Below are 25079 nucleotides of genomic sequence, written 5' to 3'. Positions count from 1 at the left end.
CGCTTACACGTGTAGTATATTATTAACTCCGGCTGCATCCTGCGAGAAGGATCACAAAATCCGTATTACACATTGTCGTATCCTGACTGGACTTACAGTTCGGCGCTGTCCACCCGCCAGGAAAGTAATTCAAGGTAAAGTGTTGTGCCCCTCGTTAACCGGAGGAGCCTTCTAGAAGGATGCTTCCTCTGGTTAACGTGAAGGAACCAGCTTCAGATAAATATTCTCCAGCAGCTCTGCGGTATGCTGCCACTCATACATCTGCAGCGCATCACTTCTTCCCTGCAGTCCGATCCTTGCGGCAAGGTCCGGATTGCGGCCGATCTGCAGCATACGGCTGGCAAAAGCAGCAGGGTTCCTGTACTGCTTCACCAGATAGCCATTACGGCCCGAATCAATAATCTCCCGGATTCCACCGTTGCTGGAGGCAATCACCGGCAGCCCCGAGGCCATCGCCTCCACATTCACCAGCCCGAAGGCTTCATGCTGTTGGGAGGGGCAGATGAAACAGTCGGCAGCCTGATACAGACTGTGGATATCTTCATGGGGAATATTGCCAAGAAAAGACACTTGTATGCTCAGCCGCCGGGCAAGAGCTCTCAGCTGCCGGAGATACGGCGGCTTCCCCTTGCCCGCGATCAGCAGCCGTGCGGGCATATGCCGGTTCAGGCGGTGCATGGCCCGGAGCAGCACAGGCACTCCCTTGCGCGGAATGACCCGGCCTACGAACAGGACCGTGAAGCCGGGGCCAAGACCATGCAGCGTGCGCAGGCGCGCCTTCTCCTGCGCAGATGCAGGAGTGAAGCGCGACAGGTCTGCTCCCAGAGGAACCACGCGAAGCTTGCTGCGGATGCCGGGGAACCTCCGGATAAGCCGCTGCTCCAGGGAGCTGCTGTTGGCCGTGACGGCATCGGCCAGGGCCAGGCAACGGGCGATGCCGGGCTGCTGCGGCACGAATGTGAGAGAGTGAAGAAATATAATCACCGGAGTGCCGGGGTACTGCCGCTTCACAGCCGCCGCCAGCCGCGGCCGGTTGTCGATCTGAATAAGATCGAACGGCTCTGAGGCTTCCAGGAATGTAAGAACGGAGCTGCGGTACCGGGAAGGGGTGCCTGAGGGCAGCCGGATGAACTGGACCTGCTCGAGCTCATCCGTGTCAGGAAGCCCGGCGGCTCTGCGGCTCACAATGGTTACCTTGTGTCTCTTGGTCAGCCTCCGCGCGATATTCCAGATGCAAATCTCCACAGAGCCGTCCCCGGGAACCGTGAACTGCTCCGGTGCAATCATGCAGATATGCATTGTGGCTGCTCCTCCCGCTGCATAGTAGTTATGGTTCTTAACCTAACATATGCGTTCAGGCGTGCAGAAGACACAGGAGCAAGCAGGGAGCGGCCGTCTGCGGTCTAGCTGCCTGTCTGTCTAAGAGTAGCTGCAATGACTCCGGCAATCGTCTGCTCATAATCCAGGATCTTCAGCTTCCCCGCCGCGATCTGCTTGTACCCGGCGACCATAGAAGATAAGGATTGTCCGGCCAGAGCCGGATTCTGCTTGCGGATAGCCGCTTTGAAGTCACTCCAATCTGCCGTTAGCCGCTTGTTTAGGGCAGAGACTGCGCTTTTCTGTGATTTGATTAAGCTTTGCGGTCTGTCAATGCCCGCCAGGGTCTTACGGGCAGCGGCCATCCGGCGGGTACGGGTATCCTTGGCGGCCTTGAGCAGCGCTTCCTTGTCGCGGATCTCCTGGCGGGCAATCTGGACCAGCAGCTTCATGGCTTCCGACTGGGCCTTCAGGACGGAGTTCAGCGTCTTGTCCTTCAGTCCCTTGAGCAGGGAGATCCGCTTGTTCAGCGCGCTGTATTGATCGAACAGCGGCTGATAACGCTGCTTGGCACTGCTGACGGCAGCGCTCAGCTTGGTGATGGAGGCCTGGTCCATATTCTTGATGGACTCCCGGACTGCATTCAACGCCTCTGTATTCTGATCATGGAGCGTCCTGATCTGCACCTCCCGGCTGTCATACCCGGCAGACAGGGTGGTCAGCTCTGTGAACTGGCTCTTCATCCGGGCGCGGGCAGTGCTGTCCGCCTTAGCAGCAGTCAGGTCAAAGGAAGCCTGAACCGATGAGGTAATCACCGTCGCCGCTGCCGAAGCCGGACCGGCCGGGAAGCTTAGGGCAAGGGCAATCAAGAGGGACAGCAGCAGACAACTTGGCTTATACAGATTGTTCATTAACATTCCTCCGCTTGTCTTCATGTCCCGGAACACAAAGAAAGCACCCGCAGTAAAGGCCAACAGGCCTCTATTACGGGTGCTTCCGGCGTAATGAGTCACGAAGATAGTTTTGCTTTTTATTATAGAGATATTATCTTAATTTTGTCAATATTATCAATTTTAACTTATGCGAACCAAGGGGAGGACCTTCATTTCATTCCGTGACGGTCTTATCGTATACTGTGAAGGAAGAACGTCAAGTGAAGCACAACAGAGGGTCAGCAGAAGCGCCAGCCCCAAGATGAAGGAGGCCTTAGGTGATGGATAACCTGGCTAGGAATAACAGCATTCTCGATCAAGCCTTCCAGTTATCTCCGGTGGGGATGGCTGTATTGTCTCCGGAAGGAGGCAGATGGATGAAGATTAATCCTGCTTTTTGCAATATGCTGGGCTGCACTGAGCCTGAATTTCTCTCAGGGACTCTATCGGGGGCCGGCCGGGACCTGCAGGAAGAATTCTCTATTCAGCGAATCGGGACAGAGCTTGCACAGCGGCAGGGACAGCCTCTACAGGTGGAGCAGCGGTTCTCCGGCATTGACGGGCAGCCGTTCTGGCTCGCCCTGACCTTCATTCCGGCCCAAGAGGAGCCTTCCGGCCGGACCGTTATTGTATATGCACAGGATGTAACAGACCGCAAAATTGCTGACCAGCTGACCGTAGACAGCCGCGATCTGTACAATTTATTCATAAAAGACGATCAGAGCATGATCTCCTTCTCCCTGCCCGACGGGACGATAACCTTCATATCGCCGTCCTCCTATTCCCAGATCGGATACCATCCGGAGGAGATTGTCGGCAGGAACCGCGCCGAATTCTATCACCTGGAGGATGTTGAAGCAATCAACAGCTCCGGCAGCCTGCTGAAGAACAATATCTCCAGTCGCCGCCTGCGCCATAAGGAGGGCCATTATCTATGGTTCGAGACATCCTTCCATGTGGTCCGCGGCGATAAGGGTGAAATCACACGGATTATGGGGATTGGCCGTAACGTCACCCGGCGCAAGCACAGCGAGGAGGCCCTTGCGTCCGCGCAGCGGGTGGCGCGAATAGGCTCATGGGGTTGGGATCTGGTGAAGGGCAGAATCACGTTCTCCGACGAACTGCGGCGTATTCTGCAATATAGTGTGGAGACAGGCCAAGTGAATCAGGAGGCCTTCCTGGCACTGGTCCATCCGGAAGATGTCCGGATTCTGCAGGAGGCCGTAGAACGGGCTATGGGACTAGGGGAGCCGGGGAATACGGCTTACCGGATGATTTTGCCGGATGGGGAGGTCCTGATGGTGCATGTCCAGTGGGATGTCATCCTGGGACCGGAGGGCCAGCCAGCCCAGCTGTTCGGCATGATGCAGGATATTACGGAGCGTATGCATATGGAGGAGCAGCTGCGGGAGAGTGAACGGAATTTCCGGCTGATGTCGGAGAACTCCCTCGACCTGATCTCGCGCCATGCGATTAAGGACAGTATCTTCCTGTATTGCTCACCGGCCAGCCGTTCGCTGCTCGGTTATGAGCCTGAGGAGATGATCGGCACCAGTGCCTACGATTACCTGCATCCTGATGATCTGGAGATGATTCTGAATCAGATGGCGGAGAGCGTGGATTCGGGATTGATTCCGCCGGCCTCCTACCGCTACCGCCACAAGAACGGTACCTATGTCTGGTTTGAAACGAACAGCCGGTATATTTTTGACGCGCAAGGCCAGAAGACAGAGATTATTGCCGTAGGCCGTGACATTACTGAACGCAAGCAATTCGAATCGAAGCTGCAGGAGAGTGAGCAACGCTACAAATCCCTGTTCGAGTATAATCCTGCGGCGGTATATTCCATGAATCTGCAGGGGGATTATCTGACGGCGAATGCCAATCTGGAGAAGCTGAGCGGCTACTCGCTGGAGGAGCTGCTGGGGAATTATTTTGGACCGCTGGTGGCTGAGAAGGATATCCAGAAGACGCTGCATCATTTCACCCTGGCCAGCCAGGGGGAGCCGCAGAGCTATGATCTGACGCTGATCCACAAAGACGGGCATCCGGTGGAGATCAATACGATTAATATTCCAATAGTTGTGGATCATCAGGTGGTTGGGGTATATGGGATCTCCCGCGATATAACGGATCATATCAGGTACACGGAGCAGATTGAGAAGCTGAGCAATGATTATACCCTGATTCTCAATGCCGTGTCCGAAGGGATATTTGGTCTGGACAAAGAGGGGCGGGTCACCTTTATTAATCCTGCGGGGGCGCATATGCTGGGCTTCGAATGTGATGAGATTACCGGGCATCCTTACCTGGACCCCATCCAGCAGACCGCGCTTGACGGCAACCATTATCGGCCGGAGGAGTCTCCGCTGATGCGGGCAGTCCGGGCAGGAGAAGCCCATCAGAGTCTGGATGCGGTGCTGTGGCGCAAGGACGGCTCCAGCTTCCTGGCCGAGTACCAGGTAACCCCACTGTTCGACAAGGGTGAGCGCAAGGGAGCGGTTGTTGTCTTTCGTGACATTACCGGGGAGAAGGAGATTATCAGAGCCAAGGAGCTGGCGGAGAAGGCGGACCAGGCCAAATCGGAATTTCTCGCCATCATGAGCCATGAGCTGCGTACACCGATGAACGGAATTATGGGCATGACCGATCTGCTAAGTGAGACGGAATTGACGGAAGAACAGCGGGGGTATGCCCAGATTATCAGCGAGAGTAGTGCATCCCTGCTATATATTCTTAATGAAATTCTGGATTTCAGCAAAATCGAAGCTGGTAAAATGACGCTTACCCACGAGCCGGTAAGTCTGGTGGAATTACTCGACAATATCACGGAGCTGTTCATGCCGAAGGCCCGTGAAAAGAATATTGAGCTGTCCTGCCGCATGGCTGCGGATGTGCCGGAGCTGATCATGGGAGATGCGGCCCGGCTGCGCCAGGTGCTGGTGAATCTCGTCAGCAATGCCGTGAAATTCACAGAGACGGGACAGGTCTCCATTCTGCTCAGCAGAGAATATAGCAGGGAGCGCAAGAAGCTGACGCTCAAATTCAGCGTGGCCGATACAGGGATAGGAATCCCATCTGAGAAGCAGCCGCTGTTGTTCCAGTCCTTCTCGCAGCTGCACCCGTCCATTAACCGCAAGTATGGGGGAACCGGACTGGGGCTGGCCATCTGCAAAAAGCTGGTGGAGCTGATGGGCGGTGCCATCACTGTGGATAGCGTAGTCGGGGAAGGTTCGAATTTCTATTTCATCCTGCCTGTAGATATGGAGCTGGAGCCGGAAGGCGGCTGGGAGGATACGGTGATTGTCTCTGATCCGGCGCCGGTCTCTGAACATAGTAGCATCCCGGAAAAAGGCGAATCCGCTGCTGAATTTGGGCGTCTACGTATCTTGGTGGCGGAGGATCATCCGGTGAATCAGAAGCTGCTGGTGGCTATGCTGGACAAAAGAGGCTATGCCGCCGATCTGGTCGATCATGGCGAAGCGGCGGTGCAGGCAGTGCTCCGTGAGCAGTATGATCTGGTATTCATGGATGTACAGATGCCGGGGATGAGCGGGCTTACGGCAACAGCCAGAATCCGCGAGCAGGCGCCTGCCCCGCATCAGCCGTATATTGCAGCTGTGACAGCGTATGCCAGAAAAGAGGACCGGGAGCGCTGCTATGCGGCGGGCATGGATGACTTTGTCAGCAAGCCGTTCCTGGCTGCCGATATTGACCGGGTGCTGGAGCGTTGCAGCCATAGGGTATCCCTATGAGCCGGAGGCCTTCTGGTGAGCGATTGAAGGCGAAGGCGTATACACAGTGGGAGACAGGCGTAGCCTCGCCTTCCTCAGCCTGCGGGCCGGCGACCATGGCCGCCCTCCTGGAATATTGGCATTCGCAAATGGGCCGGACGTTTATTCCGGGTATCCGTCATTTTGATTCCATGGCCGCGCATATCAATTACATCTACACCCATCATGGCGGGACGCCCTGGGGCATGAGTGCACGCAGCTTTGTCAGAGGCCTCCGGGCGTACATCGGTGCAGCCCTGCCGCCTTTAAGTAACCGCTCCGACCTGATTAAGGTATCCGTGTTCAATGATATCGGTCGCTACCGGGCCGAGATTGATGCCGGGCGTCCGGTCGCGCTCAAATTCGACAAGTGGTTCAGCTTCCGCTGGCGCGGAAGATATGCGTATGACTATCATTGGGTGCTGGGAATCGGTTATGAGGCTGAGGAGGACGGCTCCTGTAAGCTGATTGTCCATGACAACGGGGTGCAACATCCTGGCGGCGGTTATACGCCGGGCAGAGAACGGCAGATCTCCTATTCCGCGAATAAAAGAATACTTACGATGGTGTCGCTCAATCTGCCGGAATCGCCAGATGTGCCGTGACAGACGGGCAACTCCTATTCTGGAAGGAAGCCACCTTTAGCAAGTAAAGAACTCCTTGGAGTAAAGAGGCAGGCATTCAGTTCGTAGCGAACCATATCAGAGATAAATGTATTCTATGCAACTAAAAACACTGAAACGGGTAGAATCCCTCTTCTAATTGTAGTCTGTACAACTAAATTAGCCCGAATGGGCGAAAATCCAGGTATAGAGGGATTTTAATTGCAGGAAATACAACTAAACGTTGATTAAGCGGCACATAGGGCGATTTAGTTGTACAAATTACAATTAAGCCTACCCCTTGCAACCTAATTTTGGCCCAGTAAAGCCTCAACAAGCAATTAGTTAAAATAATTTCTCATGCATTTAAATCTGATGAGCTACAGTCTGCTTCAAGATCATGGCCGGGCCGGGGCAGGATATTTCTTGTGTCCCGGCCTTTTCTAAATATAGAATTTATATGTTGCACACGATAACTTATCCTTCTATTTCTCGCTGAAACGGTACCGTCCTGTAAAAGGAAGGCAAAGCCCTTTCCACTTGCAGAGTGTGATTCAAACGTTTGCACAATGTTGGCGGTTAGGATAAAATTTCAAATAGAGAAAAGAGGAATTGTATAAATCCCAGGAGCCCTGCCGTATATTTAGTTAAGGGTAAAGGAGGCGGTATGCCTTGTCAGTACAGAAGGAAATGAAGGAACCGATTGATTACGGGGACCCGGCGGCTACTAGCGGAATCTCCGTCTTCGACCGGAATTTCGATGAGCTGTTCAGCTATGACGGAGAGGATCTTGGCCTAACCTATTCGGCGTCCGGCTCCGCGTTCTGTCTGTGGGCCCCGACGGCCCAGGAAGCGGAGCTGGTGCTGTATCCATCCTGGAAGGATCCTGCGCAGCGGCAGATACCCATGGTGCGAGACGTCCGGGGAACCTGGAGACTCAGCGTTCCGGGCGATCTGGATGGGATGTTCTACACCTACAGGGTGCGTATCGGGGAGCTATGGAATGAAGCGGTGGACCCGTACGCCCGCGCGATCGGCGTGAACGGGGACAGAGGGGCTATACTGGATCTGCGCAAGACCGATCCCGCGCGCTGGACGCAGGATAAGCCGCCGCTGGAGGACCCGGTGGATGCGGTGATCTATGAGCTTCACCTGCGTGACTTATCGGTTCATCCTGCCAGCGGGATTAAGCATACAGGGCAATACCTCGGCCTTGCAGAAGCCGGAACCCGGGGTCCTGAGGGCATTGCCACCGGTCTTGATCACATTGCCAGTCTGGGTGTTACCCATGTGCAGCTGCTGCCTATCTATGATTATGCGACAGAGAGCGTAGATGAGACCCGCCTGGAGGAGCCGCATTATAATTGGGGATATGACCCCAAGAATTACAATGCTCCTGAAGGCTCTTATGCATCAGATCCGTATGTTCCGGGCCTGCGCATCCGGGAGCTGAAGACAATGATTCAGGCGCTGCATGACCGCGGCCTGCGTGTCATTATGGATGTGGTCTACAACCATGTCTATGACGGCTTCCGGGTGAACTTCACCAAGCTGGTTCCCGGCTATTATCTGCGGTATAAGCAGGACGGGCGGTTGTCGAACGGCTCAGGCTGCGGGAATGATACTGCTTCCGAGCGGAGGATGATGTCCCGCTTCATCGTTGAGTCCGTGCTGTACTGGGCCAGGGAATACCATATCGACGGCTTCCGCTTCGATCTGATGGGTCTTCATGATGTAGGGACTATGAACGAGATCCGCCGTCGTCTGGATGATCTGGACCCTTCGATTATAACGATAGGCGAAGGCTGGGTGATGGACACGGAGCTGGCCGAGGACCTTCGGGCCAACCAGTGCCAGGCCAATCAGATGCCGGGCATTGGCCACTTCAATGACGGCTTCCGCGATGCAGTGAAGGGTAATATATTCCTGCATGACCAGAAGGGCTTCATCAACGGTGGGTTCGGCTTCGAACGCAATGTGAAGGCAGGCATTGCCGGAGCGATCTACTACGGGCCCGGCCTCGGGCAATACGCCCAGGAGCCGCAGCAGTGTGTGAACTTCGTGGAGTGCCACGACAATCATACACTGTGGGATAAGCTGGTCTTGTCTACGGCAGGAGTGGAAGACGGGCAGCGCCGCGCTATGCACCATCTGGCCTCGGCTATGGTGCTGACGAGTCAGGGGATACCTTTCATTCATGCCGGTCAGGAGTTCCTGCGGACCAAGGACGGTGTGGAGAACAGCTATAAATCGCCAGTGGAAGTGAACTGGCTGGACTGGGAACGCTGCGCGGAACATGCCGGATCTGTAGCATACATGAAGCAGCTGATCGCGCTGCGCGCCGCTCATCCCGCCTTCCGGCTGCGTACCGCAGAGGAAATCCGCGACCATCTGGTGTTCGAAGAGGCACCGGCGCATGCGGTGGCCTTCACGCTCCGCGATCATGCCGGAGGAGATTCGGCGGAGTATCTGTACGTTCTGTACAATGCCAATCCCGAAGGTGCAACCCTGATGCTGCCCGAACTGGGCGAATGGGACATTGTATTCGGCGAAGCGCATATTGGACGGCTGGAGAGCGGTGCTTTAACCACTGCAGGAATAGGAATGATCGTACTTGCTGTGAACTAAATCATAGGTACCGGGATTGTAGGTATCGCACAAAAGCAGGCTGCCGGGGCAGTCTGCTTTTTGCTGTGGCGGAAATATGCTTAGTGTAGGCGAAAAACCGAATACAATGTGCTGGGGTCGGGGGCTGTATTAAGCCCAAACACTCACCTTTTGTTAAACCGTACTCAATATATATCATATCCTTCTCACCCGCGACATTAGAGCCGAAATGACAGTGAGCAGCCAAACCAGTAAACAGAGGAGGGCAAATATCGGGAACAAGCTAATCTCAAACATAGAACGGCCAAGACTGGTCTGAACGGCTATTACCAAAATGGCAATCAGCCAAGCTATACAACCTGTATGCAGGAGCAGACGCTGTTTGCCGGACCCTAGATTCGAATGTTCCAGCAGCCAGGCGGGTAACAGCAGGGTTTGGAGAGAATGGAGGCCAATTCCATGTAGTACAATATAATTGCCTCCAGCTCCGGTAAAACGTCCTTGTAAGCTCATCATGATCAGTCCGGCCAGATTAGCTATAAATACCGCCAGCAAGGCATAACGGATACCGTTGATTAGTACAGGGCGCGATAAGGGAGCCTTCATTTTCAGAAATTGGACAGCCAGCAGGATACCCCCGATGACAAAAGAAAGAGATACGACGCCAAATAAAGCTCCCCCAAGGGTGTCCACCAGGCCGCCGGCTTTGGAGAAACGGGGATTGAAGCCCCGAAAATTCTGCAGGGTTTCAATTACATAGCTGTATGAAGCAGCAACAATAAAAAGCCGGCGAATCACTTTTCTCTTGCGAGCGGTAAAGCCTGCAAAGGGCAAGATCGCAGCAATGGATAACAGAAAAATTCCTAAGGCTGCTGTAAACGAGAATACATTTTCTATATTACCCTCCGGTAGAACAACTACTCCATGAAAGAACATAAAGACAGCAGCACATCCCGCAATAATAAACCCGAGCCCTCCAAGCATAACGAGTCCTTTTTCACGCCTATAAATAGATACGGCAGATGTCATCAATTCGGTTAACATAGTATGCAAGGTTAGCTCACTCCTTTATTTATTTATCGATTAATAAATAATTATCAAAATAATTGCAAGCAGTAACAGATAAGATTTATCCGTTTGCTGCTTGCATTTACTTCATTCTTTAGTCATCAGTATGGATTGTTTTATTTCTGACAGATCAAGCACCTCGGATAACGTGACTAGCAGCCCTATGCTCATAAAGCGGATTGCATTTCCTTCCGCATCAGGTACCCCGGCTTTCTGAAATTTGGCAGTCACTTCGTCAAAAATAGTCGTATAGAGCTTAGCAGAATGTTGTTTGATCCCAGCTTCCGATATGGTGTAAGCCTGCATGACCATGAGTACTTCGGAACGATGTGTCTCCATTAAGTTGAAAAAACTGGCGCCCATCGCGCCAACCAGCTGATCAGCAGGTGCCTCGACTTCCATGAAAGTGTTATGAATCCGATCGTAGGCACGTTTTAGCACAGCTATATATAAGTCTTCTTTGTTGTCAAAAAAATGAAAGATGTAGGGCTGCGTAACTCCCGCGGCTTTAGCTACCATAGCAGTTGTTGTCCTGTAGTAGTCATATTCTGCAAATAAGGTCAAGGCACTTTCCATAATTTTTTGCTTTTTATCTTCCTTTGCTGCCATTGCAACCAGTTCCAATCGTTTATTTATCGGGCGATAAATAAATCATATAAAAGAATCATTTGTCTGTCAATCCTTCTGTTCTTGCTAACAGCTCGATGCACGGTTAACGCCCATAAACCCGCTTTTAAAAAAAATTCTCCATTCATCATAAACACTACTTCATCTGTCGTAGTAATTGTGCTACACTGAATTTAATTACTACGACAGATGAAGTATAGGAGGCAGGCAATTGATCAGCAGTGATGTGATTAGGGGATACAACGACACGATGATCCTCTACATGCTTCTGGACGGGGAGTCTTACGGCTATGAGATTTCCAAGAACATACGGAAGCTATCGGAAGAGAAATACATTATGAAGGAAACCACTCTCTATTCGGCATTCACCCGGCTGGAGAAGAACGGTTATATTGATTCCTTTTATCTGGATGAGACGTTTGGCAAAAGACGCACCTACTACCGCATCACTCCGCAGGGTCTTGCCTACTACCGGGCCAAATGCGAGGAATGGCAGATCACGCAGGAAGTTATCAACAAATTCATAAAGGAGCTGTGAGGAACTTGGATACCATCATTGGATACTTGAACAATATGTTCGCATCTCTGCCCAGAACGGAACAGATGGCGATGCTGAAGCAGGAGCTGCTTGGCAACATGGAGGAGAAATACTATGAACTGAAGCATGAAGGGAAGTCGGAGGACGAGGCGGTGGGCATCGTCATTTCCGAATTCGGCAACATTGATGAACTGGTCAGTGAGCTGGGGCTTGGAGAGGTTCGTAAGGAGGAAGGACTAGGGCTGCCCATGCTGGATGAGCTTGCTGTAGAGGGATTTATCGCTGCCAAAAAAAGATCCGGCTTGCTCGTAGGTTGGGGCGTTGGGCTAATTATGCTGGGTGCTGCTCTGCTTATCCTGATCTCAGGTCTGGGGGAGAACGGGTTCATGGGAAATGTATTCTCTGAAGATGCTATGAGCATGATCGGGCTGATCCCCCTGTTACTGCTGCTCGGTCCGGCTATCGCATTATTTATCTACAGCGGTACGAAGATGGAGAAATACAAATACATGGAGTCGGGTTTCAGTCTGCCGTATCCGCTGGAGGCATATATTGAGCAGAGACAGTCCGCTTTTGCTGCCACGTATACGTTGTCGCTTATCATGGGTGTCTGTTTATGCGTACTTTCGCCGATTGCTATCTTTGTATCTTCCGCGTTTGGAGATGAATACAGTTCCTACGGGGTAGCCGTTCTATTGATTATAGTGGCTGTAGCCGTTTTCCTCTTCGTGTATTACGGGAATATCCGGGGGGCTTATCAGAGACTGCTGAAGACCGGCGATTTCAGTGAGGAGAAGCAGGAGGAGAAGAAGGAGGATGACCGGATTGTCGGTGCGGTTGCCGCTATTATCTGGCCGCTGGTTACCTGTGTTTTTCTGGTCAGCGGTTTCGTGTTCGACCAGTGGGAGATCAACTGGATCGTCTTCCCGTTAACGGGCATTCTGTTCGGGGTGTTCAGCTCGGTCTACAATATGTTCAAGAAAAAAGATGCTGCCTGAGTCTGCTGTACATTATTTGCCACACAACGTTAATAAAAAAGGTGACATTGCTCATGTTCCCTCCCTGCGGGTAGATGGTAATATGAAGGCATTTATTCCCCTTATGATAACCGTGCAAGAGCCTGTACCGGGGTGATTTGAAGCCCCGTTATAGCCTCTTGCTTCGCTGCTTTACAGTGACAGAATAACGGACGGTGACAGAAGAGTGTGTTTCATTTTGGAGCCGGGTGTGGGCATGAATGCCGTCTATTACCTTTCGGCGGCCAATCAGAGAGACTCGGAGGATGACAGGGATGGGTAAAACAACCGGATTTATAGAATATCAGCGGCGGACGCCTGCTGAATGTGAGCCAATGGAGCGGATTAAGAACTGGAATGAATTCTCGGTTCCGATGGAGGAAGAACAGCTGCGTGAGCAGGGTGCCCGCTGTATGGATTGCGGAACACCGTTCTGTCATGTGGGGCGTATGTTGTCAGGGATGGCCAGCGGCTGTCCGCTGCATAATCTGATTCCAGAGTGGAATGACATGGTGTACCGCGGGAACTGGCAGGTCGCGCTGAAGCGCCTGCATAAGACGAATAACTTCCCGGAATTCACGGGACGCGTCTGCCCTGCGCCATGCGAAGGCTCTTGTACAGTAGGGAAGAACGGCGATTCGGTAACGATTAAATCGATCGAAAAAGCGATTGTAGATAGAGGGTTCGCTGAAGGCTGGATCGTTCCTGAGCCGCCGCTTACCCGTACGGGCAAGAAGGTGGCTGTCGTAGGCTCCGGCCCTGCTGGGCTGGCCTGTGCCGCCCAGCTGAACAAGGCGGGACACAGTGTAACGGTGTATGAGCGGGCGGACCGGATCGGCGGTCTGCTGACCTATGGCATTCCAAACATGAAGCTGGATAAAAAGAAGGTGCAGCGCCGGGTGGATCTGCTGGCGGCGGAGGGCGTTACCTTCGTCACCCGGACTGAGATTGGCAGAGATATTGCAGCAGCTCAGTTACAGGAGGAGCATGATGCAGTTGTCCTCTGCGGCGGCTCTACCAAGGCGCGTGACCTGCCACTGGAAGGGCGGGATCTGAGTGGCATTCATCAGGCGATGGAGTTCCTGACGCTGAACACGAAGAGCTTGCTGGATTCTGAACTGGCGGATGGAGAGTATTTGTCGGCGGCAGGCAAGGATGTTGTCGTCATCGGCGGCGGAGATACGGGGACGGACTGTGTAGCCACTTCGATCCGCCACGGCTGCCGCAGCGTGATCCAGCTGGAGATTATGCCGCAGTCGCCATTGACCCGCCAGCCTGGCAACCCTTGGCCGGAATGGCCGAAGGTGCTGAAGGTGGACTACGGACAGCAGGAGGCTGCTTCTCTATATGAAGAAGATCCGCGCCGCTATCTGGTGAACACCAAGCGCTTCATCGGCGATGCAAGCGGACATGTACAGGAGCTGCACACGGTGCGTATTGAATGGAAGCGCACGGAGGACGGACGGATGGCACCAGTCGAAGTGCCGGGCAGCGAAGAGATCATTCAGGCGCAGCTGGTGCTGCTGGCTCTGGGCTTCACCGGACCGGAGGAGACAGTGCTTGGAGAGCTTGGCGTGGAGCGCGATGAGCGTTCCAACGTTAAGGCAGAGTTCGGCGCGCAGGCAACGAATGTGGAGGGAGTCTTCACGGCCGGTGACATGCGGCGCGGGCAGAGTCTGGTGGTCTGGGCGATTAACGAGGGCCGCCAGGCTGCCCGCGAGGTAGACCGCTTCCTGATGGGCTCGTCCAATCTGCCTTGAGGCATGACGGAGTAAGGGGAGAGAGTTTGAGTTTGGCGCTCGCTCCATTATGAGACGTCCTGTTAAGGAACGCTGATAAGGCGTGTTCTGCCAAGCGATGTCTGCCAAGAGACGCCCTCCCGGGCGTCTTGCTTTACGTTCACCCGCCAAGGCTGATCATCTATAATAGGATGCAGGTGTGGCGTTCAGCGTTCGCATCTAATGTTGCACATAATGCAATTTCTACCTGGCAATATGCGGGCTTTACGCGGAATTGTTGCACAGAATGCAGGATTCAGCCTGCTATTTCGCCCGGAGGAGAAGGAATACTGCCTTTTATACAACAATTGTGGATTGGGACTGGAGTGCTGAGCGGAATGTTGCATTTTGGGCAGGATTTTGGCTGAGAGTCTTAGCTGGAGTGGCACAAGGCGTTATAGTAGAAGTTAGTGTATAAGCAGCAGTCAGGCATTAAACTATACCAATAAACTATACCAACAGAAAGGAAGCACTCACATGAAGCTGATGTTTATTTCCGATATTCACGGATCGCTGTACTGGCTGGAGCAGGCGCTGGCGAAGGCGGAGGAGGAGCAGCCGCACACGCTGGTTATTCTGGGGGATTTCCTGTATCACGGACCTAGGAATCCACTGCCGGAGGGGTACAACCCGCAGGGGGTCGCCGACAGGCTGAATGCTTACAGCCAATCGAGCAAATCGTTGGCGGCGGTAAGAGGTAACTGTGACGCCGAGGTGGATCAGATGCTGCTGCACTTCCCGATGATGGGCGATTATGTGCTAATTCTGCACGAGGGCCGCAAAATCTACGCCACGCACGGGCATGGCTTCAGCATCGACCACTTACCGGCGCTGGCTCCGCAGGATGTGTTCATTCAGGGGCATACGCATCTGCCGGTGGCAGAAGTGAAGGACGGCATTACTGTGCTTAACCCCGGATCGATTGCGCTGCCGAAGGAGAACAACCCGAACTCCTACGGCGTTCTGGAGAATGGGGAATTTCTCATTAAGGACTTCAGTGGCAATATCATCAAGCAGATCGGGTTGTAGCAAGTCAGCTTCACACTCTAATCCCTCTGGATATTTCCAGAGGGATTATTGCTGCGCGGCAATTGAGCCTGCCGGCATATTCATGTATGATGGGTGAGGAGCTTGCGGGCAGATCCCCGGCTTCAAAAACTAAACAGCAGAGGTAACTAAATGATGCATCCACGTGATTTACACTATACAATGCCGGCCGAATGGGCCAAGCATGAACGGACCTTTATTTCCTGGCCGGTGAAGGACTCTATGGTACACCCTGATAATCATGAAGCGGTTAGTAGGGGCTATGCTGAGATTATCCGGGCGATTGCCGAATTCGAGCCGGTGACGGTTATCGTCAATCCGGATGAGCTGGATACGGTAGAGAAGCTGGCGCTTGGGGACAATGTAACGCTGCTCCCCATCCGGCACAACGATGCCTGGCTGCGGGACAACGGACCGACCTTCCTCACGGGTCCTGACGGGAAGCTGGCCGGAGTCAACTGGAAATTCAATGCCTGGGGCGGCAAATACTCGCCTTGGGATCTCGATGATGAGGTAGCTCCGCAGATTCTGAAGCACCTGGAGGTCAGCGCGTTCGATGCTCCGCTGGTGATGGAGGGCGGCTCCATTCATACGGATGGCGAGGGCACCCTGCTGACCACGGAGGAATGTCTGCTCCATACGAACCGTAATCCTGAGCTGAACCGGGAAGAAATTGCTGATTATGTCAAGCAATATACCGGGACGGAGTCCATCATCTGGCTGAAGCGCGGCCTCAGCGGGGATGAGACGGACGGGCATGTCGATAACATCGCCTGCTTCGCGGCACCGGGCAAGGTGATTATTCAGGTCTGCGAGGACCCGCAGGATGAGAACTATGCGATTACGCAGGAGAATCTGCGCATCCTGGAGCAGGCCGTCGATGCCAAAGGCCGGAAGCTGGAGATTATCCGCATTCAGCAGCCGCCCCGCGTGGACTTCGAGGGTAGCCGCCTGACGCTGAGTTATCTGAACTTTTATTTTGTGAACGGCGGCATTATCTTGCCAGTCTTCGGCGGTACAGCGGCTGAGACGGACAAGCTGGCTGAAGAGACGCTGGCCGGGCTGTTCCAAGGCCGCAGAATCCGCACGGTGAACGGAATGGCCGTGATCGGCGAAGGCGGAAACGTGCATTGCACCACCCAGCAGATGCCTGCGGTGGATGGAGCTTAGCGAAAAGCGAAAAGAAGCGGAGGGGAAATTTGGAACTGTAGGAGCGTTAGCGTCCGCCTTTGTCACCGGATTTCAACCGCGAAGAGCGGATTAAATCAAGAAATCTGGTGACAACAGCGGCCGGAAGTCCAAATGTTCACCGCAGCGACGACCAAGCTTTGAGTTCTAAGTGTTATAAGTTCATACAAGGAGGAACAACCATGAGACAAGTAAAAGTAGCCGCGACGCAAATGAGCTGTTCCGGCGACATCGATGAGAATATCCGCAAGGCGGAGACACTGGTTAGGGAGGCGGCAGCCCAAGGCGCGCAGATTATTCTGCTGCAGGAGCTGTTCGAGACGCCGTATTTCTGCCAGAAGGAGAAGTCGGATTACTATGCCTATGCTACAGAGCTTGAGCAGAACAAGGCGGTGAACCACTTCAAGGCTATCGCCAAGGAGCTTGCGGTGGTGCTGCCGATCAGCTTTTATGAGAAGAAGAATTATGCGCGGTACAACTCGCTGGCGGTCATTGATGCAGACGGAACCGTGATGGGCAAATACCGCAAGAGCCATATTCCTGACGGTCCGGGCTATGAAGAGAAGTTCTACTTCAACCCGGGCGATACCGGCTTCAAGGTGTGGAATACCCGCTATGCCAAAATCGGAGTCGGCGTATGCTGGGACCAATGGTACCCGGAAGCTGCCCGGGTGATGAGCCTGATGGGTGCGGAGATTCTGTTCTATCCTACAGCCATCGGCTCGGAGCCGCAGGACGGGTCAATCGATTCCAAGGATCACTGGCAGACCTGCATGCTGGGTCATGCTGCCGCTAACCTGATTCCTGTCGTGGCCTCCAACCGGATCGGCAAGGAGACTGACGAGGATTCCAGCATTGATTTCTACGGCTCGTCGTTCATCGCTGGTCCGCAGGGCAACAAGATTGTCGAAGCCGGACGGGATGAGCAGACCGTGCTGGTCAGCGAATTCGACCTGGATGCGCTTGAGGTAGGCCGGATTGAATGGGGGATCTTCCGTGACCGCCGTCCGGAGCTGTACCGGATGATTGCTTCCTATGATGGCGATCTGACCTTCTAACTTATGCGCTAATATGTATAGACCATTAAGCAGCCAGAATGCTGCCGGAGCTCTCTCCGGGGCATTCTGGCTGCTTTTTTGCATGAGATGTTACAATATATCGATAATAATGTCATATTATATTACACAAAAGGATAAAGTTAATTGTCATCACTACTTTAATCTGATAAAATCTCCTTAAGTTATTTTACAAATAAGTAGGGGGATTGGAGAATGGGAATCCGGAAAAAATGGGCGATGTCAGGTATGGTGGCACTCCTGGTCTTGGCAATGGCGGGTTGTAGCTCTGGTAATGATGCGAAAGGCGGCAGTGCGGACGGGAAAAGCCTCAAAATCGCTACCGATGCCAGCTATGCACCAATGGAGTATATGGATACCGATACGATCAAGGGCTTTGACATTGATTTCATTAAGGCGGTGATGGCGGAGGCCGGCATTGATTACACGGTCACCAACACAGGCTGGGATACCATGCTGACCAGTGTGAAGCAGGGCACTGAATATCAGGCGGGTGTATCCTCGGTATCAATTACAGATGAGCGCAAGGAAACCTATGACTACTCTATCCCTTATTTCGAATCTACGAACATGATCATGGTGAAGGAAGGCAGCGATATCAAATCCGCCCTGGACCTGAAGGGGAAGAAGGTTGCGGTTCAGGCAGCCACGACAGCAGATGAGCTGATGAGCGGCATTATGGGCGTCGACAACGGTAACCTGAAGCGGTTCGACAGCAATGCGGTAGCGCTGATGGAGCTGAACGGCGGCGGAGCGGATGCGGTGGTCGCGGATATCGCCATCGTGAACGAATACATCAAGAACAATCCGAAGGAGAAGCTGACAGGCATTATTGATAAGGAGAATTTTGGCTCCGAGTACTACGGCATTCTGTATCCGAAGGGCAGTGAATGGAAGGCGAAGCTGGACCCGGCGATCAAGAAGGTCATCGAGAACGGCAAATATGCGGAGATCTACAAGGAATGGTTCGGCGAAGAGCCGGACACGGCGGCGCTTATGAACGCGAAGTAGCATAGGGGCCAGCAACAATTAAGCATGCGTAATGATTGCTATTGCGCGTGCTTCTTTTTTTGAGCAAGCCACAAGCAGAAGAGAAGGGAAGAATTCTATGGATTTCAGATTCGACATCATCATTCATTATTTACCGGTTCTGCTAAAAGGGACCCTGTTCACCATCGGCGTATCGCTGGTCTCCATTCTGTGCGGTTCCCTGCTGGGACTGGTGATCGGCTTCGGCAAAATGGCGCCCAAATGGTATTTCCGCTGGCCGTTTCACGCGTATATTAACCTCTTCCGCGGTACGCCGCTCTATGTGCAGATTCTGATCGTCCACTTCGGGCTGATCCCGTTGTTCTATGGCAAAACCTATGCGCTGATGAGCGCATTCGTGGCGCTGTCGCTCAATTCCGCCGCCTATTCTGCGGAGATCTTCCGCGCCGGTATCCAGTCCATCGACCCCGGTCAGCGGGAAGCGGCCCTATCCCTCGGAATGACCCGGCAGCAGGCGATGCGCTTCATTATTCTGCCTCAGGCCATCAAACGGATGGTTCCCGCCTTCGGGAATGAATTCATTGTGCTTGTTAAGGATTCCTCGCTGCTGGCGCTGATTGCCGCCCCTGAGATTATGTACTGGAGTAATACCATGAAAGGCCAATACCTGCGGATCTGGGAGCCGTATCTGACCGCTGCACTGATCTACTTCATTCTTACTTATTCGCTCAGCAAGCTGCTTAATTATATCGAACGGAAGGTGTAGCCCCTATGGAACCGGTTATTTCAGTCAAGCATCTGCACAAATCATTCGGTGCCCATCAGGTACTGACGGATATCAGCGTCGACATTCACAGCCGGGAGGTTGTGGTTGTCATCGGGCCTTCGGGCTCGGGCAAATCGACCTTTCTGCGCTGCCTTAATCTGCTGGAGCAGCCGCAAGCGGGCGATATTATGATTGAAGGCACTTCCTTGATGGCCAAGAGCACAAGGATTAACGATATCCGTACCGAGGTGGGAATGGTCTTTCAGCAGTTTAATCTGTTTCCGCACCGTAAGGTGATCGAGAACATCATGCTGGCCCCGATGAAGGTGCGGAAATGGACGGAGGATCAAGCGAGGCAGAAGGCGCTGGAGCTGCTGCAGAAGGTAGGGCTTAGCGAGAAGGCGGAGATGTATCCGGCCTCGCTCTCCGGCGGTCAGGCCCAGCGGGTGGCGATTGCCCGGGCACTGGCGATGGAGCCGAAGATCATGCTGTTCGACGAGCCGACCTCAGCTCTGGACCCCGAGATGGTGGGCGAGGTGCTGGCGGTTATGAAGGAGCTGGCAAGTGAGGGGATGACCATGGTTGTGGTGACTCATGAGATGGGCTTCGCCCGTGAGGTGGGGGACCGGGTGCTTTTTATGGAGCAAGGGGCCATAGTGGAGCAGGGTGCGCCGGAGCAGCTGTTCGGCAGCCCGTCGCATGAGCGTACACGGGAGTTCCTGTCCAAGGTGCTGTAAGAATCGCCCAAAGTAGAATATTGTTATTTAATCGGTTATATTAGAGGAGTAAGAAATAGGCAATAAGTCCAAGCGTGAATAGCTGCCCAGGGTGGCGGGGAGGAGGCTCGGGGATATCTTTTTTTAAAGTATAAGGATGACAGCGGTTCTGCATAATGATTTATCCTTATATTTCCGGCAGAAAAGGATAGGGTGCTTAATAAGACGGCATAGGCTTTCTGCTGGTCATAATTCCATAATGATAGAAGGAGAATACGATGAGCACATTCAAAAATTGGCTGAATACCACCAAGAGCGGACTGACGGATCAAGTGAAAAAATTTAAAAATAAAGACTTTATGAATGCGGTAGTAGCTGGCTGCGCGCTGGTCGCTGCTGCTGACGGCAAGATTGAGGAAGCTGAGAAGAACAAGATGGCGGGATATATGAATCTCAGCAATGAACTCAAGGTATTTGACATGAGGGACGTCATTGCCCAGTTCAATTACTATGTAAGCAACTTCGAATTCTCGCCGGAGATCGGTAAGCAGGAAGCGCTGAAGGCTATCGGTAAGTTTAACGGCAAACCGGAGGTTGGACGGTTAATCGTGGGCGTATGCTCGGCGATTGGTGCAGCCGACGGTGACTTCGACGAGCATGAGAAGGCAGTTGTGCGGAATATCTGCAGCGTACTGGGACTTAGCCCAAGCGAATTCAGCCTGTAATTACAGGCTGGATTTCATTTGCTAATTACTGAAACTTTAGGCGATGGACCGCCGTATCACTGATGTAACACCCGCAAGCACACTTCTATTTGGAAACGGAGGTACTTCAAGTTGGCTGGAATTAATCTGGTAAAAGGTCAGAAGATCGATTTAACCAAAGGCAATGCCGGACTGTCTAACGTAATCGTAGGACTGGGCTGGGACCCTGCCGAACCGGCAAGGGGATTCTTTGGGGTTAAAAAACAGGCGAATGTTGACTGCGATGCTTCAGCGCTGCTGCTGAATGAGAACGGCAAGCTGACGAACAAGCTGAACCTTGTCTGCTTTCACAACAAACAGAATGCGAATAACTCTGTAGTCCACTCGGGGGATAATCTGACGGGTGAGGGCGACGGGGACGACGAACAGATCATGGTGAATCTGAAGCAGATTCCTGCCGATGTCCATAAGGTCCTTGTTGTGGTTAACATCTACGATGCGGTGAACCGCAAGCAGGATTTCGGAATGATCAAATCTGCGTATATCCGCATTATTAATGCGGCAGGGAATGCAGAATTGGTTAAGTTTAATCTGACAGACAATTATACAGGCTTCACGGCACTAATCTGCGGCGAGCTGTATCGTCATGGCGAAGAGTGGAAGTTCGCAGCCGTCGGTGAAGCGGCCCACGCCGCGCATATCAATCAGCTGGCAGAACGCTATATCTAAATCCAATTTGAGAAAAGAGGGCTCTATTCATGGCTATTAACTTATCCAAGGGACAAAAAATTGATTTAACCAAAACAAATCCAGGCTTGTCCAAAATCACAGTCGGCCTCGGATGGGATACGAATAAATATGATGGCGGTAAGGACTTTGACCTTGACGTTTCCGTGTTCCTGACGAATGCGAACGGTAAAGTCGATAAAGAAACCAACTTCATCTTCTTCAACAACAAGCAGAACGAGAACGCTTCTGTTGTTCACACCGGCGATAACCGTACCGGGGAAGGCGACGGAGACGATGAGCAGGTTCAAGTCGATTTGCTTAATGTTCCTGCAGATGTGGACAAGATTGCCTTCACCATTACCATCTATGAAGCAGAATCCAGAAGCCAGAACTTCGGACAAGTCTCCCGTTCTTATGTACGTATCGTCAACGATGCGAACAGTGAGGAACTGATCCGCTTTGACCTGGGTGAAGATTTCTCCGTTGAAACAGGCGTAGTTGTAGGCGAATTGTACCGTAACGGCGCAGAATGGAAATTCAACGCGATTGGCAGCGGCTACAAGGACGGTCTCTCCGGCTTGACCCGTGATTACGGTCTGCAATAAGGCTCTGACATTACGGGAATTAAATCTGTAAGGAAAGAGGGTTTTTGACAGTGACGATCAGTCTTTCCAAAGGACAGCGGATTGATCTTACCAAGACCAATCCGGGTCTGACCAAAGTAGTTGTAGGACTGGGCTGGGATACAAACAAGTACAGCGGCGGCAAGGATTTCGACCTCGATGCATCAGCATTCCTGCTGCATGAGGACGGCAAAGCCAAAAGCGAAAATGACTTTGTATTCTATAACAACCCGAGCGGCGGTACAGGCTCTGTAACCCATACAGGGGACAATCGCACAGGTGAAGGCGACGGGGATGATGAGCAGATCGTCGTAGACTTCAGTCTGGTGCCTGCCAATATTCAGCGGATCGGGATCACGGTCACGATCTATGATTATGAGGCCCGGGCGCAGAACTTCGGACAAGTCTCCAACGCTTTCGTCCGTGTAGTTGATGCATCCAGTGACCGTGAGATTCTGCGGTTCGATCTGGGCGAGGATTTCTCCACCGAGACGGCTGTGGTCTTCTGTGAATTCTACCGCCAGGGGGCGGATTGGAAATTCCAGGCGATTGGCAGCGGCTTCGCTGGCGGACTAAGCGCATTATGCAAGAACTACGGGCTGGACGCGCAATAAGAGCTTCAAAGGCGGGATCATCATCGATCCTGCCCTTTTTATACACAAAATCTGATAAGTTGCGCTCTTATCCATGTATAAAGGTGGCGTAAGAATGAATACAGAAGTAGTCAAAGGACAGAAAGCAGATCTGACCAAAGGGAACCCGGGGCTCCGCAGCATTACGGTTGAGATCGGGTGGAAAGCTCCGTCTTCCATGGATATTGATGCTTCCGCATTCCTGCTTGGAGCTGGCGGTAAAGTGAGCAGTGATGACGATCTGATCTTTTACAATAACCCGTCTACTCCCTTTATCACCTATAAAGATGTACCGGGTACAGCTTCGGGCGGACTGAAGCAGTTCGAGGTCTCGCTGGAGCGGATTCCGGCAAACATAGTGAAGATTGCCTTTACGCTTACTCTGTATGACGGAGAAAACCGCAAGCAGATGTTCGGACAAATGAGTGAAGCGGAGTGCCGGATCGTGAATCAGGCGACAGGTGCGCAGCTTCTGCGGTGTAACCTTGGAAATCAGTTCTCTGTGGAAACGGCTGTTGTAGTTGGAGAATTATATAGACATGGTGAAGAATGGAAATACAGTGCGATTGTTGCTGGCTTCTCAGGCGGGCTTAAGGCGCTCTGCGGCAACTATGGCATAGAAGTAGAGGACGAGCCTGCACCGGCACCGAAGCCGCCGGAAACTACACCGACGCAGGCACGACCGCCGCTTCAAGTGCCGCCGCCCCGCGCAGAGTCATCCAGACCGAATATTGTGATTCCGCCACCGCCTGCACCGGCACCGCCTAAGCAGGAGGCTGCTCCCGCACCGGCGCTGAATCTCAATCTGAAGAAGATTGAGCTGAAGAAGAAGGGCGATTCGATTAACCTGAAGAAATCCGCTTCCGGTCTGGGTGAGTTGCTGATTAACCTGAACTGGAACCAGAAGCAGGGCGGAGGGCTGTTCAGCCGTAACAAGGGCGGGGTGGACCTCGATCTGGCTTGTCTGTATGAGCTGAAGAACGGCAGCAAAGGCGTGGTGCAGGCACTGGGCAATGCGTTCGGTAACCTGCAGCAGCAGCCTTATATGATGCTCGATGGAGATGATCGGACAGGCTCCGTAACATCCGGCGAGAATCTGCGTATAAACGGAAGTAAGGTAGCCCAGATCGAACGGATTCTGGTGTTTGCCTTTATTTACAAAGGAGTTACCAACTGGTCTGAGGCGGATGGGGTGGTTACCCTGAAGCAGGATGGAGGGCCGGATATTATCGTGAATCTGGACGAGCATAACAACCGTAAAGGCATGTGCGCCATCGCGCTGATCCGGAATGTGGATAACGAGACCTTCAGTATTGAACGGCTCGTGCAATATTTCAGCGGTCACCGGGAGATGGATGAGGCTTATGGCTGGGGGCTTCGCTGGGTAGCGGGAAGTAAATAATTTGATATTACCGGAGGCGCAAGTGGAATGGACTGGTTCAGTGATTTTTTTAGGAGTATCGGTGAGAATTACGGGCATTTCTTCTCATGGAGTGATATTGCAGGAACGCTCTCCGACCCTGTCAGCTGGGGGATAATCGGAAGCCTGATTCTGCTGGAGGGTCTGTTGTCCGCTGATAACGCGCTTGTACTGGCGGTCATGGTTAAGCACCTGCCGAAGGAGCAGCAGCGTAAGGCGTTGTTCTATGGTATTATCGGTGCTTACGTGTTCAGATTCCTGGCGATTGGGCTGGGGACCTATCTCGTCAAATTCACGCTGGTGAAGGTGCTTGGAGCCTTGTATCTCTTCTACATTGCCTACAAAGGGTTGTTCAAGGGCAGCGGAGAAGAGGGAGAGATTAAGAATAAAGGTGCATCCTTCTGGAAGACGGTACTCCTCGTTGAATTAATGGATATTGCCTTCAGTATTGACAGCGTGGTAGCCGCATTTGGTCTTAGCAGTGAAGTATGGGTACTCTTCCTGGGCGGTATTCTCGGCGTGCTGATGATGCGCGGAGTGGCACAGGTGTTCCTCAAGCTGATTGCCAGATATCCTGAATTGGAACAGACAGCATTCCTGCTTATTGCACTGATTGCCGGTAAAATGCTTGCCGGAGCCTTCGGCTATGAATTGCCGCATGTAATTTTCTTCGGTATTCTAATTGCGGTGTTTGCAGGTACTATCGTGTACAGCGCAAGCAAACGCAAGAAGGCTGAGAACCACAAGGCCTGATGGTTGTGCGTGCTTCATCTCTTTATCCTTTATAGCTGTGCAGGAAGGCGCGGGGTTCACGGGAAGGGTGGACTCCGGCACGCCTTTCGGGTAATCGTAACAGGTTTATAGCATGGCCTTTGCTTGGGTTCTAAGCAAGCCGGATACCGTCCCCGAGAGGACGGCATAGCTGGTTCT

At 52.8% G+C, this 25079-nt stretch carries 22 protein-coding genes; 18 read left to right on the top strand and 4 right to left on the bottom strand.

Translation table 11 applies throughout. The annotated features are described in order from the left end of the window. Nucleotides 1-192 precede the first annotated feature (192 nt). Together MKY64_RS25595 and MKY64_RS25590 are read right to left on the bottom strand one after the other, a co-directional pair. Nucleotides 193-1299 (bottom strand): glycosyltransferase family 4 protein, encoded by a 1107-nt coding sequence (locus MKY64_RS25595; protein ID WP_340956593.1) that lies wholly within the window; start codon nucleotides 1297-1299, stop codon nucleotides 193-195. 104 nt (nucleotides 1300-1403) lie between these two features. Then, complete coding sequence (locus MKY64_RS25590; protein WP_340956592.1) at nucleotides 1404-2228, bottom strand: hypothetical protein; 825 nt, start codon at nucleotides 2226-2228, stop codon at nucleotides 1404-1406. A gap of 302 nt (nucleotides 2229-2530) precedes the next feature. On the opposite strand from MKY64_RS25590, the gene MKY64_RS25585 reads away from it, so the two are divergent. From MKY64_RS25585 to pulA, 3 genes are all read left to right on the top strand, one after another. Further along, complete coding sequence (locus MKY64_RS25585; protein ID WP_340956589.1) at nucleotides 2531-6004, top strand: PAS domain S-box protein; 3474 nt, start codon at nucleotides 2531-2533, stop codon at nucleotides 6002-6004. After that, the gene (locus tag MKY64_RS25580; protein ID WP_340956586.1) at nucleotides 6001-6627 is read left to right on the top strand and encodes a C39 family peptidase; all 627 of its coding nucleotides are present in this window, start codon (nucleotides 6001-6003) and stop codon (nucleotides 6625-6627) included. Before MKY64_RS25585 ends, MKY64_RS25580 begins: the two co-directional genes overlap by 4 nt. 669 nt (nucleotides 6628-7296) lie before the next feature. Next, complete coding sequence (gene pulA, locus MKY64_RS25575; RefSeq protein WP_339253096.1) at nucleotides 7297-9252, top strand: type I pullulanase; 1956 nt, start codon at nucleotides 7297-7299, stop codon at nucleotides 9250-9252. 174 nt (nucleotides 9253-9426) lie between these two features. Here pulA and MKY64_RS25570 read toward each other — a convergent pair whose 3' ends face one another. Beyond that, nucleotides 9427-10275 carry a hypothetical protein gene (locus MKY64_RS25570; RefSeq protein WP_340958169.1) on the bottom strand — a complete coding sequence of 283 codons (849 nt, stop codon included), beginning with the start codon at nucleotides 10273-10275 and terminating at the stop codon, nucleotides 9427-9429. A gap of 111 nt (nucleotides 10276-10386) precedes the next feature. Beyond that, the gene (locus MKY64_RS25565; protein ID WP_209876284.1) at nucleotides 10387-10908 is read right to left on the bottom strand and encodes a TetR/AcrR family transcriptional regulator; all 522 of its coding nucleotides are present in this window, start codon (nucleotides 10906-10908) and stop codon (nucleotides 10387-10389) included. 229 nt (nucleotides 10909-11137) lie between these two features. Here MKY64_RS25565 and MKY64_RS25560 point away from each other — a divergent pair, with 229 nt between their 5' ends. The 15 genes from MKY64_RS25560 (at nucleotide 11138) to MKY64_RS25490 (ending at nucleotide 24902) form a co-directional block, all read left to right on the top strand. Beyond that, entirely contained in the window at nucleotides 11138-11464 is a 327-nt protein-coding gene (locus MKY64_RS25560; RefSeq protein WP_036723569.1) for a PadR family transcriptional regulator, read from the top strand. Between the two features lie 5 nt (nucleotides 11465-11469). Next, nucleotides 11470-12462, top strand: a complete 993-nt coding sequence (locus MKY64_RS25555) for a permease prefix domain 1-containing protein (protein WP_340956581.1) — start codon at nucleotides 11470-11472, stop codon at nucleotides 12460-12462. Nucleotides 12463-12755: 293 nt separating this feature from the next. Continuing rightward, entirely contained in the window at nucleotides 12756-14240 is a 1485-nt protein-coding gene (locus MKY64_RS25550; RefSeq protein ID WP_340956580.1) for a glutamate synthase subunit beta, read from the top strand. A gap of 495 nt (nucleotides 14241-14735) precedes the next feature. After that, complete coding sequence (gene yfcE, locus MKY64_RS25545; RefSeq protein WP_340956579.1) at nucleotides 14736-15287, top strand: phosphodiesterase; 552 nt, start codon at nucleotides 14736-14738, stop codon at nucleotides 15285-15287. A 153-nt stretch (nucleotides 15288-15440) separates the two neighbouring features. Beyond that, on the top strand, nucleotides 15441-16475 hold the full coding sequence (locus tag MKY64_RS25540) for an agmatine deiminase family protein (protein ID WP_340958168.1): 1035 nt from the start codon (nucleotides 15441-15443) through the stop codon (nucleotides 16473-16475). Between the two features lie 200 nt (nucleotides 16476-16675). After that, nucleotides 16676-17551 carry an N-carbamoylputrescine amidase gene (gene aguB / locus MKY64_RS25535; RefSeq protein ID WP_036723561.1) on the top strand — a complete coding sequence of 292 codons (876 nt, stop codon included), beginning with the start codon at nucleotides 16676-16678 and terminating at the stop codon, nucleotides 17549-17551. Between the two features lie 213 nt (nucleotides 17552-17764). After that, entirely contained in the window at nucleotides 17765-18580 is an 816-nt protein-coding gene (locus tag MKY64_RS25530) for a transporter substrate-binding domain-containing protein (protein WP_036723560.1), read from the top strand. 97 nt (nucleotides 18581-18677) lie between these two features. Then, on the top strand, nucleotides 18678-19325 hold the full coding sequence (locus tag MKY64_RS25525) for an amino acid ABC transporter permease (protein ID WP_340956577.1): 648 nt from the start codon (nucleotides 18678-18680) through the stop codon (nucleotides 19323-19325). A 5-nt stretch (nucleotides 19326-19330) separates the two neighbouring features. Next, nucleotides 19331-20062: an amino acid ABC transporter ATP-binding protein gene (locus tag MKY64_RS25520; RefSeq protein WP_340956575.1), complete on the top strand. Its 732-nt coding sequence runs from the start codon at nucleotides 19331-19333 to the stop codon at nucleotides 20060-20062. Between the two features lie 257 nt (nucleotides 20063-20319). Beyond that, nucleotides 20320-20766: a tellurite resistance TerB family protein gene (locus MKY64_RS25515; protein WP_036723555.1), complete on the top strand. Its 447-nt coding sequence runs from the start codon at nucleotides 20320-20322 to the stop codon at nucleotides 20764-20766. A 111-nt stretch (nucleotides 20767-20877) separates the two neighbouring features. After that, complete coding sequence (locus MKY64_RS25510; RefSeq protein ID WP_036723553.1) at nucleotides 20878-21474, top strand: TerD family protein; 597 nt, start codon at nucleotides 20878-20880, stop codon at nucleotides 21472-21474. Nucleotides 21475-21503: 29 nt separating this feature from the next. Further along, the gene (locus MKY64_RS25505; RefSeq protein ID WP_209876311.1) at nucleotides 21504-22079 is read left to right on the top strand and encodes a TerD family protein; all 576 of its coding nucleotides are present in this window, start codon (nucleotides 21504-21506) and stop codon (nucleotides 22077-22079) included. A gap of 50 nt (nucleotides 22080-22129) precedes the next feature. Beyond that, the gene (locus MKY64_RS25500; protein WP_036723550.1) at nucleotides 22130-22711 is read left to right on the top strand and encodes a TerD family protein; all 582 of its coding nucleotides are present in this window, start codon (nucleotides 22130-22132) and stop codon (nucleotides 22709-22711) included. A 94-nt stretch (nucleotides 22712-22805) separates the two neighbouring features. Next, a complete protein-coding gene (locus tag MKY64_RS25495; protein WP_339253107.1) occupies nucleotides 22806-24131 on the top strand; it encodes a TerD family protein in 1326 nt (441 codons plus the stop codon). A gap of 27 nt (nucleotides 24132-24158) precedes the next feature. Further along, a complete protein-coding gene (locus MKY64_RS25490; protein WP_036723548.1) occupies nucleotides 24159-24902 on the top strand; it encodes a TerC family protein in 744 nt (247 codons plus the stop codon). Nucleotides 24903-25079: the final 177 nt, after the last annotated feature.

Source organism: Paenibacillus sp. FSL R7-0210 (genome assembly GCF_038009085.1).
Taxonomy (GTDB): Bacteria; Bacillota; Bacilli; order Paenibacillales; family Paenibacillaceae; genus Paenibacillus_AQ; species Paenibacillus_AQ silagei.
This window is presented reverse-complemented; position numbering and strand designations above follow the sequence as displayed.